The organism is Mycolicibacterium chitae (genome assembly GCF_900637205.1).
Lineage (GTDB): Bacteria > Actinomycetota > Actinomycetes > Mycobacteriales > Mycobacteriaceae > Mycobacterium > Mycobacterium chitae.
Genome location: NZ_LR134355.1, coordinates 1,474,862 through 1,491,002, shown reverse-complemented (window position 1 = coordinate 1,491,002; position 16,141 = coordinate 1,474,862). Strand labels below are relative to the sequence as shown.

Sequence of the window (16,141 nt, the reverse complement as noted above, 5' to 3'; positions counted from 1 at the left end):
CGATCACCGAAGTCACCGAGGACGCAGAAGGCACCGAGGACGCCGAGGGCACCGACGTCGAGGACACCGAACCTGCCACGGGCGAACTCGTCGACGACACCGACGCCGGCGGCCCGGCCAAGAGCGAGGGCAAGCGCAACAACATCCGGCTGCTGGCGATCGCGCTGGCGGTGTTGCTGGTCGCCTCGGCAGCCGTGACGGCCTGGCTGTACTTCACCAAGTACCGGCCGGCGCAACTGACCGGCGAGACGGCGCAGGCGCAGGTGCTCGAGGACGCCAAGACCGGGACGCTGGCGGCGCTGACCTACTCCCCGGACAGCCTCGACGAGGACCTGACCACCGCGAAGTCGCACCTGACCGGCGACTTCCTGTCGTACTACACGACTTTCACCGACGACGTGGTGCGCAAGGCCGTCGACGAGAAGAAGGTCGCCACCACCGCGGAGATCGTGCGGGCGGCGGTCTCGGAGATGAACCCTGACACCGCCAAGGTGCTGCTGTTCGTCAATCAGACCACCACCAGCGCCGACCGCCCCGATCCTTCGATGGCTGCCAGCAGCGTGCTGGTCACCATGACCAAGGTCGACGGCGACTGGCTGATCTCGGCCTTCGACCCGGTCTGATCGGCCGGTCAGCCCGGGCGGGGTTCGGTCGAGCCGGGTTCGGCGGCCGCGGCGTCGATGATCGCGCGCACGGATCGGCGGCAGCGCGCGCATTCCGAACCGGCCCCGCACGCCTCGGCGACCGCGTTGGCCGTGGTCGCGCCCGCCGCCACCGCCTCAGCAACGGTGCGACTGGTCACGCCCAGACACAAGCAGACATACATATCGAGCGGCCCCCACCGGACGTCATTGCTCGCCGTTGATCCGCAGCATCTGGACGAATTCCCCGATGAACAACGGCGGATACACCCCCACCCCGGTGTCGGCCATCCAGGCGGCGGCCTCGTCATGCTGCCGGATCCAGCGTCGGGCGTTGTCCGCGTTGTCGATCTCCTGCAGGATCATCACCTCGCGGGAGTCGTCGAAGGCCTGGAACACCCACACCTTGCGGACCCCGGCATCCCGGAATGTCGGTTTGGCCGAGTGCAATTCACTGATCAGCCACGCGGCGTTGTCCACCGAGACGATCCCGGACACCAGCACCCCGGGCGGGTCGTCGGGGGCGGCCTCGATCAGTTCGTAGCGGTCGATGATCTCGCCGGCGAACACCGCCGGGATGTCCTCGACCCCTACCGCGTCGAACCAGTCGAAGAACACCCGCGAGCGCAGCAGGTCCACGACGGGTTCGCGGCTGCGCACGCCGATCATCACCAGCACCCGGCCGGGTTCGGTCAGCGACCGGTAGATCAGCACGTGGTGGGCGCCCATGTCGGCCAGGCCGTCCTTGCGGCGCTCCAGCAGCGGCCAGACCCGCGACGGGTCCGGGATGCGGTAATCCGACGCGATGACCATGGAATGCCGATAAACCTCGGCGATGTTCACCGCAACTGATCCTTCATCACCTTGCCGCTGGCGTTCAGCGGCAACGCATCGACGAAGGTCACGGCCCGCGGCACCTTGTAACCCGCCATCCGCTGCTTGCTCCACGAGATCAATTCGGCCTCCGACAGCGCCGACGTGTCCCCCGCCTTCCGAACCACGAAAGCCTTGCCCACCTGCCCCATTCGCTCGTCGGGGATGCCGATGACGGCGGCCTGCGCGATCCCCGGGTGCTCGAGCAGGAAGCCCTCGATCTCGGCGGGATAGGCATTGAAGCCACCGACGATGAACATGTCCTTCTTGCGACCGATGATCCGCAACCGGCCGCCGTCGGTGAACTCGCCGAGGTCGCCGGTGTGCAACCACCCGTCGGCGTCGATCGTCTCGGCGGTGGCCTCGGGATCGTCGAGGTAGCCCTGCATGACGCTATAGCCGCGGACCAACACCTCCCCATCCTCGGCGATGCGGACCTCGATTCCGTCGCACGGCATGCCGACGGTGGTGGCGATGTCCTCGAAGGAGTCGCCGGGCCGCGAGAGGGTGGCCGTTCCGCATTCGGTCAGGCCGTAGCCGGTGGCCAGCGTCTCGAACGGCAGTTCCTCGTGCACCCGACGGATCAACTCGACGGGGATGTCGGCGGATCCGGTGACCCCGGCGCGCAGGGTGGCCAACTTGGTCTTGTCGGGCACGGCCAGCAGCGAGTGGTACAGCGTCGGCGGGCCGGGCAGCATCGTGATGTGCTCTCGCTCAACGAGATCCACGACGGCATCGACATCGAACACCGGCACGGGCAGGACGGTGGCGCCGCGGATCATCGCCGCGATGGTGCCGGCCTTGTAGCCGAAGGTGTGGAAGAACGGGTTGACGATCAGATAGCGGTCGCCGGCGCGCAGGTCGGCAAGGTCGCACCATTCGGCGTAGAGCCGCAGCGTCTGCCGGTGGTTCATCATCACGCCCTTGGCCCGCCCGGTGGTGCCCGAGGTGTAGATGATGTCGGCGATGTCGTCGCCGGAGATCCAGTCCGGGGACGGCGCCTCGAACGGTGTTGCGTCGGTGAGGAAATCGGACTTGAGGTCGATCACCTCCACCCCCGCGGGCGCGGCGAAGTCCATGCCGAGGAAGCCCGGCTGGATCAGGACGGCGCGTGCTCCGCTGCGGGTGATGACGTCGGCGGCCTCCTCGGCCTTGAACCGCGTGTTGACCGGGACCAGCACGCCGCCGGCGGTCAGCAACCCGAAGGCCGCGATCATCCATTCCGCGGAGTTGGGCGCCCAGATCGCCACCCGGTCGCCCTTGCCGATGCCGCGCTGTTGGAAGGCGCCGGCGGCGAGGCGGACCCGGTGGACCAGGTCGGTGAAGGTCAGTCGTAGTGAACCGTCGACGACCGCCTCGGAATCTCCGAAGCGGTCGCCGACGCTCAAGACCATCTCGGGGATGGTCTGCCAGTCAGAAATGGCCGTGTCTCCTCAGTAGGTCGCGAGGGTGCGGATTCATGCTGATGCACCGATATTCGCGCATGAATCCGCACAGTCGGCGAACAGCGAGGGGACCTAGGCGGTGACCAGACGGGAAAGGTTGCCGCCCATGATCTTGGCCTGATCCTCGACCGAGAGGTGCTCGAGGGCGGTGACGTAGTGCGTCGGCTCGGCCAGGCCCTCCGGATGCGGCCAGTCGGAGCCGTACAGCACCTGGTCGACACCGATCAGGTTGATCAGGTCGTCGATGCCCTCCTCGTAGAACGGGCTGACGTAGATGCGGTTCTTGATCTCCTCGATCGGGTTGCCCAGGAAGGCCTCGGGGGCCTTCTTGTAGACCTCGGCCATGGAGTCCAGCAGCGGGAACATCCACTTGGAGCCGGCCTCGACGATGCCGACCTTGAGCTTCGGGTGCCGGAACAGCGCACCGTGGATCACCCAGGAGGCCACCGCGTCCTGGATCGGGCGCCACTCGTTGAGGATCGACATGGCGTTGGTCTGGAACGGCAGCATCTCCTGCGCCGCACCGTCCCACTCGGAGGTGTAGCGCGAGTAGCCGCTGTCGCTGGAGTGCATGCCGACGAAGACGTCGTGGTGCACCACACGCTCCCAGAACGGGTCGAACTCGGGCAGCGCGAACGACCGCGGGCCACGGAAGCCCGGCACCGGCGCGGGGCGGATCAGGATGGCGCGGGCGCCACGCTTGACGGCCCACTCGAGCTCCTCGATGGCCTTCTCGACGATCGGCAGCGTGATCACCGGGGTGGTGAAGATGCGGTTCTGGTAGTTGAAGCCCCAGACCTCGTGCAGCCACTCGTTGAGGGCGTGGATGATGACGTGGATGGCCACCGGGTCGTCGCTGAGGCGCTCCTCGATGAGGCTGGCGAGCGTCGGGAACATCAGGGAGCGGTCCACGCCGAGCTCGTCCATCACCTTGAGGCGCGGCTCGGGCTCGAAGAACGCCGGGATGGCCTTCATGGGCTCACCGAAGAGCTCACGCTTGCTCTTGCCGTCGGGGTTGCCGAACTTGAAGTACTCCTCCCACGCCCCGGGCTTGGCGACCACCGAGAAGGTGGGGTTCGGGATGTAGTTGCTGATCTGGCCCTTGATCGCGATCTTGGTGCGGCCGTTGATCTCGACGTACTGGACGATGTCCTTGTACTCCTTGGGGAGGTACTTCGTCATCGCCTCGGGCGGCTCATACAGATGGTTGTCCGCATCGAACAGCGGAAACGGAATGTCGACCTTGTGCGACAGTTGCCCCATTGGAATTCTCCTTTTCAGATCCTGAGAATCATATTCTCAATGACTCGCGGGTGCAATCACTCGGGCTGGGCAGCAACGACTCGGCTGCACCGCGGACTGCGCGGTCGGGCCCTCTCGCGATGATATTCTCACTTTTGGAGAATGCCAATATCAGCATGGGAGAACGCCTACATGGTCGACCTTGAAATCGATGACGGGCTCGCGGTGATCACGATCGACCGTCCGCAGGCCCGCAACGCGATCGCGCCGGAGACCATGGATCAGCTCGACACCGCGCTGGACTCGGCCGCGGGCGCGCTGGCGCTGGTGATCCGCGGCGGCGGCGACCGCGCGTTCGTCTCCGGTGGTGACCTCAAGGAACTGGCCAAGCTGCGCACCGAGGAGCAGGCCGCGGCGATGGCGCGACGGATGCGCGGGGTCTGTGATCGCATCGCGGCGTTCCCGGCCCCGGTCATCGCGGCACTCAACGGGCACGCCCTGGGCGGAGGCGCGGAGGTGGCCGTCTCGGCCGACATCCGCATTGCCGCCGACGACATCCGGATCGGCTTCAACCAGGTGTCGCTGGCGATCATGCCGGCCTGGGGCGGCGCCGAGCGGTTGGCCGCCCTGGTGGGGCGCAGCCAGGCGCTGCTGCTGGCCGGCAGCGGGACCATCCTGACCGCCGGCGAGGCGCACCGCGTCGGGCTCGTCGATCAGGTGCTACCGCGCGCGGCGTTCGACGAGGGGTGGCGCGCGGTGGCACGGTCGTTGACGAACCGTCCCGCCGGCGAGATCAAGCGCGTGCTCGGCGGCGTCGCACCCGAGGAGGCCATCGGGGCCTTCGCGCGGCTGTGGGTGGCCGACGAGCACTGGGAGGCCGCCGACCGGGTGATGACGAAGAGTCGTTAGTCCTCGGCGGCCGCTTCGAGCGGCCGGCGCCAGTTGTCGTCGAGCCGGCGCTCGCCCTCCAGGTAGGTCAGCCACCGCTCGGCGAACTGGTGGGTCTCCTCGTGGCCGACGGTCATGCCCAGCAGCTCTTCCTGCACCAGCACCTGCGTCGCACCCGTCATCAACACCATCAGGACGGTCGGCGTGAACTCCTCGAAGGGCACGTCATAGCGCGACATCGCCGCGGTGAACGTCCGGATCTGCTCCCGACGGGACATCTCGGCGAACCGGGCGATCTCGGCGCGCAGCGCCTTGCGATGGTTGGCCAGCGCGATGAACTCCATGGTCATCCCGGTGCCCTCCGGGTCGGTGTTGAGCTCCCACAGCGCCCACAGCGGCTGCGGGGAGTCCAGGGCCAGCTGGTGGTAGTGCTGCATCTGCTCGGCGCGGCGGCCGAACAACGCCAGGAACAACTCGTCCATCGTGCGGAAGTAGTAGTGCACCAGCTGGGGTTTGAGGCCGGCCTTGTCGGCCACCCGCCGCGAGGTCACCGCGGCGTAGCCCTCGTCGCGCATCAACTCCTCGGCGGCGTCGAGGAGCACAACCCGGTTCTTCGCATCGGGGGCTCCCAATCGACGCGACGTCCCGGCAGGCGATGCCATCAGCGGCTCCTTCTCTACTCCCGCGACCCAATTTTTTGACACGGCCATGGTAATGCCGACGCCAATCTTGACCGTGCGCCAGACCACATGCTAAGCAAGTGCTCAGCATCTGTCAGCCCTTTGCAGGAGGTTCGCGTTGTCCACGTCCGGTTCCGCGACTGAGTTCGACAACATCGATTACTTCACGGACCCCTCGCTGGTCCCCGACCCCTACCCGTACTACGACCACCAGCGGTCGCAGTGTCCCGTCCTGCCCACCTCCAACTACGGGGTCGTGGCGGTCACCGGCCACGAGGAAGCCTCGATCGTCTACAAGGACGCCGAGCTGTACTCGTCGTGCATCGCCGTCGGCGGCCCGTTCCCGCCGCTGCCGTTCACCCCCGAGGGCAGCGACATCAGCGAGCAGATCGAGGCGCACCGCGCCGAGCTGCCGATGAGCGAGCACATGGTCACCATGGACCCGCCGCAGCACTCGCGTGCCCGCTCGCTGCTCAACCGGCTCCTGACGCCCAAGCGCCTCAAGGAGAACGAAGAGTTCATGTGGCGGCTGGCCGACCAGCAGCTCGACGAGATCATCGGTGACCAGACCGGCACCGTGAAGTGCGAATTCCTCGAGGGCTACGCCAAGCCGTTCTCCATGCTGGTCATCTGCGACCTGCTCGGGGTGCCCGAGGAGGACCACGACGACTTCCGCCAGATGCTCGCGCCGCGGCCCGGAAACACCGTCGGCAGCCTGGAGGGCGAGACCCTCGATCACAACCCGCTGCAGTGGCTCGAGGACAAGTTCTGCGCCTACCTCGAGGACCGCCGCGCCAACCCGCGCGACGACATCCTCACCGGATTGGCCACCGCCAAGTACCCCGAGGGCGACACCCCCGAGATCATCGACGTGGTCAAGAGCGCGACGTTCCTGTTCGCCGCCGGTCAGGAGACCACCACCAAGCTGCTCAGCGCCGCGATGCGGCTGCTCGCCGAGCGGCCCGACGTGGTCGAGCGGTTGCGCAAGGACCGCAGCAAGATCCCGAACTTCGTCGAAGAGATGCTGCGGATGGAAAGCCCGGTGAAGTCAGCCTTCCGGTTGGTCAAGAAGGACACCACGCTGGGCGAGGTCGACCTGCCGGCCGGCACCATCGTGATGGTCAACCCCGGCGCTATCAACCGCGACCCGCGCCGGTTCGACGAACCGCACGACTTCAACTTCGAGCGTTCCAATGTGCGTGAGCACCTGGCGTTCGGCCGCGGCGCGCACTCCTGCCCCGGCGGTCCGCTGGCCCGGGTGGAGGGCCGGGTGTCCATCGAGCGCCTGCTGGACCGGATGGACGACCTGCGCCTCGACGAGGAGAAGCACGGCCCGGAGGGCGACCGCACGTTCAACTACGAGCCGACGTTCATCCTGCGCGGCCTGACCGAGATCAACATCGAGTTCACCCCCCGCCGGCCCGACGCCGCCACCTCGTAGCCTTCGGGCCCGAACGGAGAGAATTTCGTGACCACCAGCACGGCCAGTACCGCCGAGGTCTACTACGACCCATATGACCTCGAGCTGAACAAGGATCCGTACCCGATGTTCGCGCGGATCCGCGAGGAGGCCCCGCTCTACTACAACTCCACGCACGACTTCTACGCACTGAGTCGGTACGACGACGTCAACCGCGGCCTGATCGACTGGGAGACGTTCAGTTCGGCCCGCGGGGCCATCCTGGAGATCATCAAGTCCGGCATGGAGATCCCTTCCGGCACATTGATCTTCGAGGACCCGCCGATCCACAACATCCACCGCAACCTGTTGTCACGGATGTTCACGCCGCGCAAGGTGCTCGCCCTGGAACCGCAGATCCGTGAGTTCACCGCGCGTTGCCTCGATCCGGTGGTGGGCACCGGCAAGTTCGACTTCGTCCAGGACCTCGGCGAGCAGATGCCGATGCGGGTGATCGGCATGCTGCTCGGCATCCCCGAGGAGCATCAGCGCCACATCACCGACCACGGTGAGGCCACCCTGCAGAAGGAGAAGGTCGACGCGCTGGCCACCGGCGAGGTGTTCGGCGAGTTCATCGACTACCGGCTGAAGAACCCGTCCGACGACATCATGACCGAGTTGCTCAACGCGGAGTTCGAGGACGAGACCGGCACGCTGCGCAAGCTCGGCCGCGAGGAACTGTTGCTCTACCTGACGGTGATCGCCACCGCCGGCGCCGAGACCACCACGCGACTGATCGGCTGGTCAGGCAAGCTGCTCGGCGAGCATCCGGATCAGCGGGCCCAGCTGGCCGCCGACCCGAGCCTGATCCCGGCGGCCATCGAGGAGATCCTGCGGATGGAGCCGCCGGCCCTGCAGGTGGCCCGCTACGTCACCCGCGACGTCGAGTACTACGGCCAGACGGTCCCCGAGGGCAACGTGATGATGTTCCTGCTGGCCGCGGCCAACCGCGACCACAGCCGGTGGCCGAACGGTGACAGCTTCGACATCCACCGGGAAACCAAGGCGCACATCACCTTCGGCGCCGGCACGCACTTCTGCATGGGCAACGCGTTGGCCCGGTTGGAGGGCAAGATCGCGCTCGAGGAGATCCTCAAGCGCTTCCCCGAGTGGGAGGTGGACTACGCCGGCGCGAAGATGTCCCCCACCACCGCGGTTCGCGGGTGGGAGAGCATGCCCACCCGCATTTCCTGATTCACCCAGAGCACGAACTCACACAAGGAGAACCATGGCAGGACGCGTTGAAGGCAAGGTCGCATTCATCACCGGTGCGGCCCGCGGTCAGGGCCGCGCCCACGCGGTGCGGCTGGCCGAAGAGGGCGCCGACATCATCGCCGTCGACATCTGCAAGAAGATCGACACCGTCGACCTGATCGCGGAATCCACCCCGGAGGATCTCGCCGAAACCGCCGAACTGGTCAAGAACCTGGGCCGGCGCGTCTACACCGCCGAGGTCGACGTGCGCGACTACGACGCGCTCAAGGCGGCCGTCGACAGCGGTGTCGAGCAGCTGGGCCGGCTGGACATCATCGTGGCCAACGCCGGCATCGGCAACGGCGGCCAGACGCTGGACAAGACCAGCGAGACCGACTGGACGGCGATGATCGACATCAACCTGGGCGGCGTCTGGAAGACCGTCAAGGCCGGTGTCCCGCACATCCAGGCCGGCGAGCGCGGCGGCTCGATCATCCTGACCAGCTCGGTCGGCGGCCTCAAGGCCTACCCGCACACCGGGCACTACGTGGCCGCCAAGCACGGTGTCGTCGGCCTGATGCGCACGTTCGCCGTCGAACTCGGCGCGCAGAACATCCGGGTCAACTCGGTGCACCCGACCAACGTGAACACCCCGCTGTTCATGAACGAACCCACCATGAAGCTGTTCCGTCCCGACCTGGAGAACCCGAACGCGGACGACATGAAGGTCGTCGGTCAGCTCATGCACACGCTGCCGATCGGCTGGGTCGAGCCCGAGGACATCGCCAACGCGGTGCTGTTCCTGGCCTCCGACGAGGCCCGCTACGTCACCGGTGTCACGCTGCCGGTCGACGGTGGCAGCTGCCTGAAGTAGGCCTTTTCTCGACAAGCGAGCCGGGGGCGCGGGGCGGGCCCCCGGCTCGCTGTTTTATTGCGTAGTTCTATTGCGTACGGAGAGGAAGCGCCGGTGGACGAGCCCCGCTGGGTGCCCGGAGACTTCTTCGGCCTGCCCATCCCCGCCGATGCCGCCGCGCTGCGGACGGATCCAGTGTCCTTCCTGGACGACGCCTTTCACCGCTTCGGTTCGCTGAGCCCGGACAATCACGTCACCGCGGTCACGCAATTCGAGGAATGCGCGGGCGGCAGCACCGGCCGCAAGCTGCTGCTGTCGCTGAGCTATGCGCGCCCCGAACCGGGGTTGCCCACCGAGTTGTTCGTCAAGTTCTCCCGCGACTTCGACAATCCGCGCCGCGACCGGGGTCGCACCCAGATGGCCCGCGAGGTGCGCTTCGCCGTGCTGGCCCGCGGCGACTTCCCGATCAGCATCCCGACCGCGACGTTCGCCGACTACCACGGCGCGTCGGGCACCGGAGTGCTGATCACCGAACGCATCCCGTACGGCACCCCGCCGGTGGAACCGCACTACGACAAATGCCTCGACTACCGGATGCCCGATCCGCTGGGGCACTACGAAGCGCTGCTGACGGCCGTGGCGCGGGTGGCCGGGGCCCAGCGCGCCGGCCGGTTGGACACCGGCTTCGCCGACGGGTTCGAGTTCGACCCGGACCTCGTCAACGTCGGGCAGCCGATCGGCTACTCCCCCAGCCAGTTACACGACCGGGTCGCGGCCTACGCGCAGTTCGCGGCGGCGCTCCCCGGCTTGGTGCCGCAGCGGCTACGCGAAGCGGAGTTCGTCGAGCGCATGCACCGCGAGGTCGAGGGCATCGCCGCGGCCGCGGATTCGGTGGGCAAGGAACTGAACTCGGTCGACGACCATGTGGCGCTGTGCCATTGGAACGCCAACGTCGACAACGCCTGGTTCTGGCGGTCGGCGGCCGGCCTGCAGTGCGGCCTGTTGGACTGGGGCTGCGTCAGCGAGATGAACGTGGCGATGGCGCTGTGGGGTGCGCTGTGCAGCGCCGAGACCAGCCTGTGGGAGTGCCACCTCGAGCATCTGTTGGCGCACTTCGCCGACGAGTTCGAGGCGGCCGGCGGCCCACGCCTGGACGCGGGTGAGATCCGGCGTCAGCTGGTGTCCTACGCCTTGGTGATGGGCCTGACGTGGCTGCTGGACGCCCCCGGCTACCTGCGCGCACTCGTGCCCGATCTCGACACCGTCGCCGACCGCTACGACCCGCGGATCAGCGACAACGAGGCCGCGCGCGCCCAATTGCTGATGCTGACCAACTTCCTGCACCTGTGGCAGAGTGGCGATTCGGCCGACGTGCCCGGAGCCGCTGTCTAACATCGGCGGTCGTGGATACCTTCGAGGGCCGCGGCGCGGTCGTGACCGGCGGGGCGAGCGGCATCGGGCTGGCCAGCGCCCGCGAGTTCGCCTCGCGCGGCGCCAGTGTGGTGCTCGCCGACATCGACCCGGCGGCCCTGGATGGCGCGGTCGCAGCGCTGCACGAGGACGGATTCGACGCGCACGGCGTGGTGTGCGACGTCAGCGACCGGGATCAGGTGCAGCGGTTGGCCGACGAGTCCTTTCGGCTGCTCGGCGCGGTACACGTGGTGTTCAACAACGCCGGCATCGCCCTGAGCGGACCCATTTCGGCGATGTCGCATCAGGATTGGCGCACCATGATCGACATCGACCTGTGGGGTCCCATCCACGGCGTCGAGGCGTTCCTGCCCCGCCTGACCGACCAGGGTCAGGGCGGGCACCTGCTGTTCACCGCGTCGTTCGCCGGCCTGGTGCCCAACATCGGGCTGGGCCCCTACTGCGTGGCCAAGTACGGGGTCGTCGCGCTGGCCGAGGTGCTCTCCCGTGAGGTCAAGAGCGAGGGGATCGGCGTCTCGGTGCTGTGCCCGATGATGGTGTCCACCAACCTGTTCGCCACCTCGGCGCGGGCCCTCGAACGCGACGGCAACCCGGTAGAGGATCTGTCGATGACCGGCGAGGGCGTGCTCGAGGTCGGCGATGTCGCGCGGTTGACGGCCGAAGCCGTGCTGGCCGACCGGCTCTACGTGCTGCCGCATCAGGAGTCGCGCACCTCGATCCGGCGCCGGTTCGACCGGATCGACGCGACGTTCGACGCCCAGGCGGCCGCGGGCTGGCAGTTCTAGCTGCTGTCCAGCGCCTCAGGTGGTGGCCTTCTTGCGGCCACCCATCGCCGGTTCGGTGCCGATCACCCCGTCGGCCTCCAGCGCCGCGAGTTGTGCGGCGTCCACCCCGAGGCGGCCGAGGACCTCGGCGTTGTGCTCGCCGAGCAGCGGCGCCGGGGCCCGGTGGTACCGGTCGGGGCCCGTCGAGAGCCGGATCGGTAGCGTGCTGTGCGCCGCGGCCCCGGCCGCCGGGTGCTCGACATGTTCGAAGAAGCCGCGGTGCTCGAGTTGGGCGAGTTCGGTCTGCCGGTGCGGCTGCATCACCTTGGCCACCGGAACACCTGCCGGCCATAGGGTTTCGACCACCTCGTCGGCGCTGCGCGGGCGACACCAGGCGGCCAGCTCGGCGTCGATGCGGTCGTGTCGGGCGCGTCGGCCCGCCGCGGTGGCGAGCTCGGGCGCCGACGCCCACGCGGGATGACCCAGCGCGGCCACCAGGGCCTGCCACTGCCGATCGTCCGCGACGGCGATGGCCACCCAGGTGTCGTCGCGGCCGAACTCGTCGATGCCGCTGACCTGATAGATGTTCTGCGGGGCGGCGACCGGACCGCGGTTGCCCTGCCGCTGCAGCAGGGCGCCGTAGGCGCTGTACTCGATGACCTGTTCGGCGGCGACGTTCAGCGCGGCATCCACCATGGAGGCCTCCACCAGCGCCCCCTGCCCGGTGCGCCGGCGATGCTCGAGTGCGAGCATCAGCGCCGTGAGCGCATGGATTCCCGCGTTGGGGTCACCCACCGAATACGGTTCGTACGGCGTGCGATCGGGATAGCCGGTCAGCCAGCTCAGGCCCGCCGCGTCCTCGATGATGTAGGCGAAGGCCGGGTTGTCCCGCCACGGCCCGTCCAGCCCGAAACCGGGCATGCGCACCATCACGATGTCCTCGCGCAGCGCGCGCACGCTGTCGTAGTCCAGGCCCAGCTGGTCGATCACCCGCGGGGTGAAGTTCTCCACCACCACGTCGCTGTCGGCGATCAGGCGACGCAGCAGATCGCGTCCCGCCTCGGTCTGGAAGTCCAGCGTCACACTCTTCTTGTTGGTGTTCAGCCCGGAGAAGATCGGCGAACGTTCCCACCACAACGGCTCGCTGACCGGTATGCCGGCGATCAGCCGGGTGCCGTCGGGGCGCGGGGTGGACTCCAGGTGGATCACCTCGGCGCCCAGCATCGCCAGGATGTGGGTGCACGACGGGCCGGCCCAGAAGGTCGTCATGTCCAGCACCCGAAGACCCTCGAACGGCAGTGGTTTCGGCTGGTCCGTGCGCGGGGGGACCGGAAGTTGCGCGGCCGCATAGTGTTCGGTGTGCTCGCCGAGGCGCGGCGCGGGCTCCGGGTCGCGCAGCGCGATCCCGGCGAGCCGGTAGGGGTGCCCGGGCTGGGTGAAGCCGTCGCGCGGGTTACGGACGAAGATGCCGCGCTGGACGAAATGGTCCATCTGCGTGACGTTCTCGCCGTTGCCCACCGGCGAGTTCGGGATCCGGAACGCCGTGGCCAGGTCGCGGACGTCCTCGACCCGCTCGTTCCGCAGCCACGCGAAAAGTTCCTCGGCGTGCAGGTTGGCCTGCTCGGTGATCGACAGTTCGGAGGTCTCGTCGATCCATTCCTGGTGCCCGGACATCGCGCACAGGTCGAACCACTGCTGGGCGGTGCCGCAGCCGAGGGCCACCAGGCCGTCGGCGGCCTCGGCCACCCCGGGAACCGTGGGCCGACGTTCGGTACGCCAGGGCTTGTCCAGCATCTGGTAGTAGGTCACCGGATAGTAGGTCAGCCCCAAGATCTGGGCCTCGAGCATCGACAGGTCCAGCAACTGCGCGCCGCCCCCGGCGCGCACCGCCAGGGTCAGCGCCGCGGCGTACGCGCCGGCCAACCAGTCCCCCACCTGACCGCCGACGTGCGCGGGCGCGCGGTGTTGCTCGCCGCGGCCGATCCCGAGCGCCCCGCCGGACCAGGCCTGCAGGGTGAACTCGGTGGCGGCCCTGTCCCGCCACGGGCCGTGCAGACCGAACGGTGTGATCGCGGTGATGCTGAGCCCGGGATGGCGCTCCCGGATCCGGTCGGGATGCAGGTCCGCGGTCTCGGCCAGCCGCGACCCCGGCGACCACACCACGGCGTCGGCCGCTCCCAGTAGCCGTTCGACGGGGCCGAGGTCGGCCGGGTCAGCGACCACGCTGTGCTTGGATCCGGCCAGGAAGCTGAACAACGCGCCGCCGGCCACCGGATCGACGTCGGCACCGGAGGCCGACCATCGTCGCAGCGAATCACCCTCGGGTGACTCGACTTTGATCACCCGGGCACCGCCGTCGGCCAGCAGTTTGGTGCAGTACCCGCCGGCGATCCCGGACGACAGGTCGACCACCGTGTAGCCGTCAAGTGGTGGGGGCACCGGTCTAGTCCTTCTTGCTGCGGTTCTTCTTGCTGAGCCGGAATTCGGGCGGGAACTTGCTGTCGTTGTCGTTCACCGCAGCCGACAGCCCACTGTCGATCGACTCGAACATGTCCAGGTCCTGATCGCTGTCGTTGGCCACGCCGTTGCCCATGGACTCGAAGAACGCGGACAGCAGGCTGCCCATGTACTCACCCTGTTGCTGCTTGAAGATCTCGAAGAACATCTTCTGCTGGAACACGGTGTCCACCGGGCGGTTCCGCGCGCACGCCAGCGCGTACTTGGCCACCTCGTCCTCGAGATCGTCGCGGGGCACCACCTTGTTCAGGAAGTTGCAGTCGTACATCTCGGCGGCGGTGAACGGCCGGCCGGTGAACACCATCTCCTGGAACTTGCGCAGGCCCATCATCTGCACCCACGTCCACATCCGCGGGCCCCACCCGTGGTACCGGAACGACGGGTGCCCGAACAGCGCGTCGTCGCTGGAGATCACCAGGTCGGCGTCGGCGCACTGGTAGAAGTGCCAGCCGTAGCAGTAGCCCTTGGCCTCGACGATGCTGATCTTCTTGAAGTCCTGCAGCGCGCGGTTGCCCGCCTGCGAGTTGGCGTACCAGGCGGAGATGGTGGCCCCGTTGCGGAAGGTGCCCTTCGGCGGGTACGTCACCTCACCCACGCCGTCATCCTCGAGCCGCAGTTCGGCCAGCCGCACCGCCGGATTGTCGTTGCCCTCCATAAATTCCGGCAGATCGGCGCCGCTGCCGAGGTTGGATCCGACACCGCGGATGATGACGACCTTGACGTCGTTGTCCGCATTGGCGGCGCGCAGCACGTCGGCGTAGCGCAGCCGGGCCATCGACGTCGGCGCGTTGAGGAACTCCGGTCGGTTGAACGTGATGGTGGCGATCTTGGTCTTGGGGTCCTTCTCGTAGAGAATGATCTCTTCGGGTGTCGGCCGGTTCTCAGACGCCGCCATTGCACGAACTCCTTTGCATCAGAATGAATTACCGTGGCAGCCGGGAGCGGCACCGCGCCGCGGTGCCGCAGCGGTCACAGCAGGCCGAGGAACTTCTGGACGTTGGTGCTGACGATCTTCGTCGCGTTCTCGGGCCCCACCGCCGACACCACGGTGGCCAGCGACTTCTCCGAGTAGCCGAAGGTGCTCTCATTGTGCGGGTAGTCCGAGGACCACATCACGTTGTCGACACCGATCTTGTCGATCAGCTCGAGCCCGAGCGGGTCGACCATGAACGACGCGCTCATGTGTTGCTTCCAGTAGTGCTGGATCTCGTGCTGCAGTTCGTGGTTGAACATGTGCCGATAGGACGCCAAAAGGTGCTCGCCGTCCTGCAGGGCCGTTGGCACCCAGGCGATTCCGCCCTCGAACCAACCGATCCGCAACCTCGGGTGCCGATCCAGGATGCCGGAGAACAGGTACTTGGCGAACTGCTCGCGGAAGGAGTCGACGTTGACCATCATGCCGACGACGACGCTGTTGTGCTCGCAGGGCGTCTTGGGCGGTGTCTCGCCGATGTGGTGCGACACCGGCAGACCGGCGTCCTCGATCTCGTCCCATACCGCGTCCATCGCGGTGCTGCCGTAGTCGTAGATGTTGCCGTCGTCGTCCTTGCCGGGGTTCAGCGGCAGCAGGAAGGTCTTGAGCCCCAGGGACTTGAGCTCCGCCAACGTGCTGCGGGTGCCCTTCGGGTCCCACCAGTTGATCAGGCCCACGCCGTAGAAGTGGCCCTTGGAGCGCTCCTGCAGTTCGGCGATGTGCTCGTTGTAGATCCGGAAGACCCGCTCCCGCAACTGCTTGTCGGGGTAATGAAACAGTGCCAGAACGGCATTCGGGAACGCGAGTTCCTTGTCGATGCCGTCCTCTTTGAGCTCGCGGATGCGCGCCTCGATGTTGTTGGAGGCGGCACCGGCCAGGTCGTCGTACTGCATGAGCACGCGGCCGAAGTCGCCGCCCGTCCAGGCCTTGCCCTTCATGCCCACCATGTAGGCGCCGTCCTCATACCAGATGCGCGGCGCGGCGCCCTTGAGTTCCTCGGGGAAGCGGTCGTAGAAGATGTCGTCGGCCACGGAGATGTGGTTGTCGGCGGAGAAGATCTCGGTGCCCGGCGGGAGGCCGAGGTCGCCGGTGGCGTGGCCGCGCCGATCCTTGGGAGCGCCGAAACCGCCGGGCGGATACAGCGTGGCGGTACTGGACTGACTGGACATCATCGACCTTCC

General features: G+C 67.5%; 15 protein-coding genes. 7 read left to right on the top strand and 8 right to left on the bottom strand.

Annotated features, from left to right (window positions below; genetic code table 11):
* Window positions 1–2 precede the first annotated feature (2 nt).
* Window positions 3–623: an Rv1363c family protein gene (locus tag EL338_RS07230; protein ID WP_126336723.1), complete on the top strand. Its 621-nt coding sequence runs from the start codon at window positions 3–5 to the stop codon at window positions 621–623.
* Between the two features lie 8 nt (window positions 624–631).
* Here the strand turns inward: EL338_RS07230 and EL338_RS07225 are convergent, their stop codons facing one another.
* The 4 genes from EL338_RS07225 to EL338_RS07210 form a co-directional block, all read right to left on the bottom strand.
* Window positions 632–826, bottom strand: coding sequence for a (2Fe-2S)-binding protein (locus EL338_RS07225; protein ID WP_126333107.1), 195 nt, complete (start codon window positions 824–826; stop codon window positions 632–634).
* A 22-nt stretch (window positions 827–848) separates the two neighbouring features.
* On the bottom strand, window positions 849–1,454 hold the full coding sequence (locus EL338_RS07220; RefSeq protein ID WP_276006071.1) for a fatty-acid--CoA ligase: 606 nt from the start codon (window positions 1,452–1,454) through the stop codon (window positions 849–851).
* A 26-nt stretch (window positions 1,455–1,480) separates the two neighbouring features.
* Window positions 1,481–2,908 carry a FadD3 family acyl-CoA ligase gene (locus tag EL338_RS07215; RefSeq protein WP_220096884.1) on the bottom strand — a complete coding sequence of 476 codons (1,428 nt, stop codon included), beginning with the start codon at window positions 2,906–2,908 and terminating at the stop codon, window positions 1,481–1,483.
* A gap of 123 nt (window positions 2,909–3,031) precedes the next feature.
* Window positions 3,032–4,222 carry an amidohydrolase family protein gene (locus EL338_RS07210; protein WP_126333104.1) on the bottom strand — a complete coding sequence of 397 codons (1,191 nt, stop codon included), beginning with the start codon at window positions 4,220–4,222 and terminating at the stop codon, window positions 3,032–3,034.
* Between the two features lie 171 nt (window positions 4,223–4,393).
* On the opposite strand from EL338_RS07210, the gene EL338_RS07205 reads away from it, so the two are divergent.
* Window positions 4,394–5,110, top strand: a complete 717-nt coding sequence (locus EL338_RS07205; RefSeq protein WP_126333103.1) for an enoyl-CoA hydratase/isomerase family protein — start codon at window positions 4,394–4,396, stop codon at window positions 5,108–5,110.
* Here EL338_RS07205 and EL338_RS07200 read toward each other — a convergent pair.
* On the bottom strand, window positions 5,107–5,751 hold the full coding sequence (locus EL338_RS07200; RefSeq protein WP_126333102.1) for a TetR/AcrR family transcriptional regulator: 645 nt from the start codon (window positions 5,749–5,751) through the stop codon (window positions 5,107–5,109). The two genes, EL338_RS07205 and EL338_RS07200, sit on opposite strands and share 4 nt — an antisense overlap.
* A gap of 136 nt (window positions 5,752–5,887) precedes the next feature.
* On the opposite strand from EL338_RS07200, the gene EL338_RS07195 reads away from it, so the two are divergent.
* The 5 genes from EL338_RS07195 to EL338_RS07175 all read left to right on the top strand — a co-directional run bounded on the left by EL338_RS07195 (window position 5,888) and on the right by EL338_RS07175 (window position 11,491).
* Window positions 5,888–7,210, top strand: coding sequence for a cytochrome P450 (locus tag EL338_RS07195; protein ID WP_126333101.1), 1,323 nt, complete (start codon window positions 5,888–5,890; stop codon window positions 7,208–7,210).
* 27 nt (window positions 7,211–7,237) lie between these two features.
* Window positions 7,238–8,422 carry a cytochrome P450 gene (locus tag EL338_RS07190; RefSeq protein ID WP_126333100.1) on the top strand — a complete coding sequence of 395 codons (1,185 nt, stop codon included), beginning with the start codon at window positions 7,238–7,240 and terminating at the stop codon, window positions 8,420–8,422.
* 34 nt (window positions 8,423–8,456) lie between these two features.
* A complete protein-coding gene (locus tag EL338_RS07185) occupies window positions 8,457–9,296 on the top strand; it encodes a mycofactocin-coupled SDR family oxidoreductase (RefSeq protein ID WP_126333099.1) in 840 nt (279 codons plus the stop codon).
* Between the two features lie 93 nt (window positions 9,297–9,389).
* Window positions 9,390–10,667 carry a hypothetical protein gene (locus tag EL338_RS07180; protein ID WP_235666395.1) on the top strand — a complete coding sequence of 426 codons (1,278 nt, stop codon included), beginning with the start codon at window positions 9,390–9,392 and terminating at the stop codon, window positions 10,665–10,667.
* An 11-nt stretch (window positions 10,668–10,678) separates the two neighbouring features.
* Window positions 10,679–11,491, top strand: a complete 813-nt coding sequence (locus EL338_RS07175; RefSeq protein WP_126333098.1) for an SDR family NAD(P)-dependent oxidoreductase — start codon at window positions 10,679–10,681, stop codon at window positions 11,489–11,491.
* Between the two features lie 15 nt (window positions 11,492–11,506).
* On the opposite strand, the gene EL338_RS07170 is transcribed toward EL338_RS07175, so the two are convergent.
* The 3 genes from EL338_RS07170 to EL338_RS07160 form a co-directional block, all read right to left on the bottom strand.
* Entirely contained in the window at window positions 11,507–13,909 is a 2,403-nt protein-coding gene (locus EL338_RS07170; RefSeq protein ID WP_126333097.1) for a CaiB/BaiF CoA-transferase family protein, read from the bottom strand.
* Between the two features lie 4 nt (window positions 13,910–13,913).
* Window positions 13,914–14,882 carry an enoyl-CoA hydratase/isomerase family protein gene (locus EL338_RS07165; RefSeq protein WP_126333096.1) on the bottom strand — a complete coding sequence of 323 codons (969 nt, stop codon included), beginning with the start codon at window positions 14,880–14,882 and terminating at the stop codon, window positions 13,914–13,916.
* A gap of 74 nt (window positions 14,883–14,956) precedes the next feature.
* Window positions 14,957–16,129, bottom strand: coding sequence for an amidohydrolase family protein (locus EL338_RS07160; protein WP_126333095.1), 1,173 nt, complete (start codon window positions 16,127–16,129; stop codon window positions 14,957–14,959).
* Window positions 16,130–16,141 lie beyond the last annotated feature (12 nt).

What these genes read in the sequence shown, in the direction of transcription:
- EL338_RS07225 (WP_126333107.1), bottom strand. Translation starts at nt 826, where the DNA reads ATGTATGTCTGCTTGTGTCTGGGCGTGACCAGTCGCACCGTTGCTGAG.
- EL338_RS07220 (WP_276006071.1), bottom strand. Translation starts at nt 1,454, where the DNA reads ATGGTCATCGCGTCGGATTACCGCATCCCGGACCCGTCGCGGGTCTGG.
- EL338_RS07215 (WP_220096884.1), bottom strand. Translation starts at nt 2,908, where the DNA reads ATGGTCTTGAGCGTCGGCGACCGCTTCGGAGATTCCGAGGCGGTCGTC.
- EL338_RS07210 (WP_126333104.1), bottom strand. Translation starts at nt 4,222, where the DNA reads ATGGGGCAACTGTCGCACAAGGTCGACATTCCGTTTCCGCTGTTCGAT.
- EL338_RS07205 (WP_126333103.1), top strand. Translation starts at nt 4,394, where the DNA reads ATGGTCGACCTTGAAATCGATGACGGGCTCGCGGTGATCACGATCGAC.
- EL338_RS07200 (WP_126333102.1), bottom strand. Translation starts at nt 5,751, where the DNA reads ATGGCATCGCCTGCCGGGACGTCGCGTCGATTGGGAGCCCCCGATGCG.
- EL338_RS07185 (WP_126333099.1), top strand. Translation starts at nt 8,457, where the DNA reads ATGGCAGGACGCGTTGAAGGCAAGGTCGCATTCATCACCGGTGCGGCC.
- EL338_RS07165 (WP_126333096.1), bottom strand. Translation starts at nt 14,882, where the DNA reads ATGGCGGCGTCTGAGAACCGGCCGACACCCGAAGAGATCATTCTCTAC.
- EL338_RS07160 (WP_126333095.1), bottom strand. Translation starts at nt 16,129, where the DNA reads ATGTCCAGTCAGTCCAGTACCGCCACGCTGTATCCGCCCGGCGGTTTC.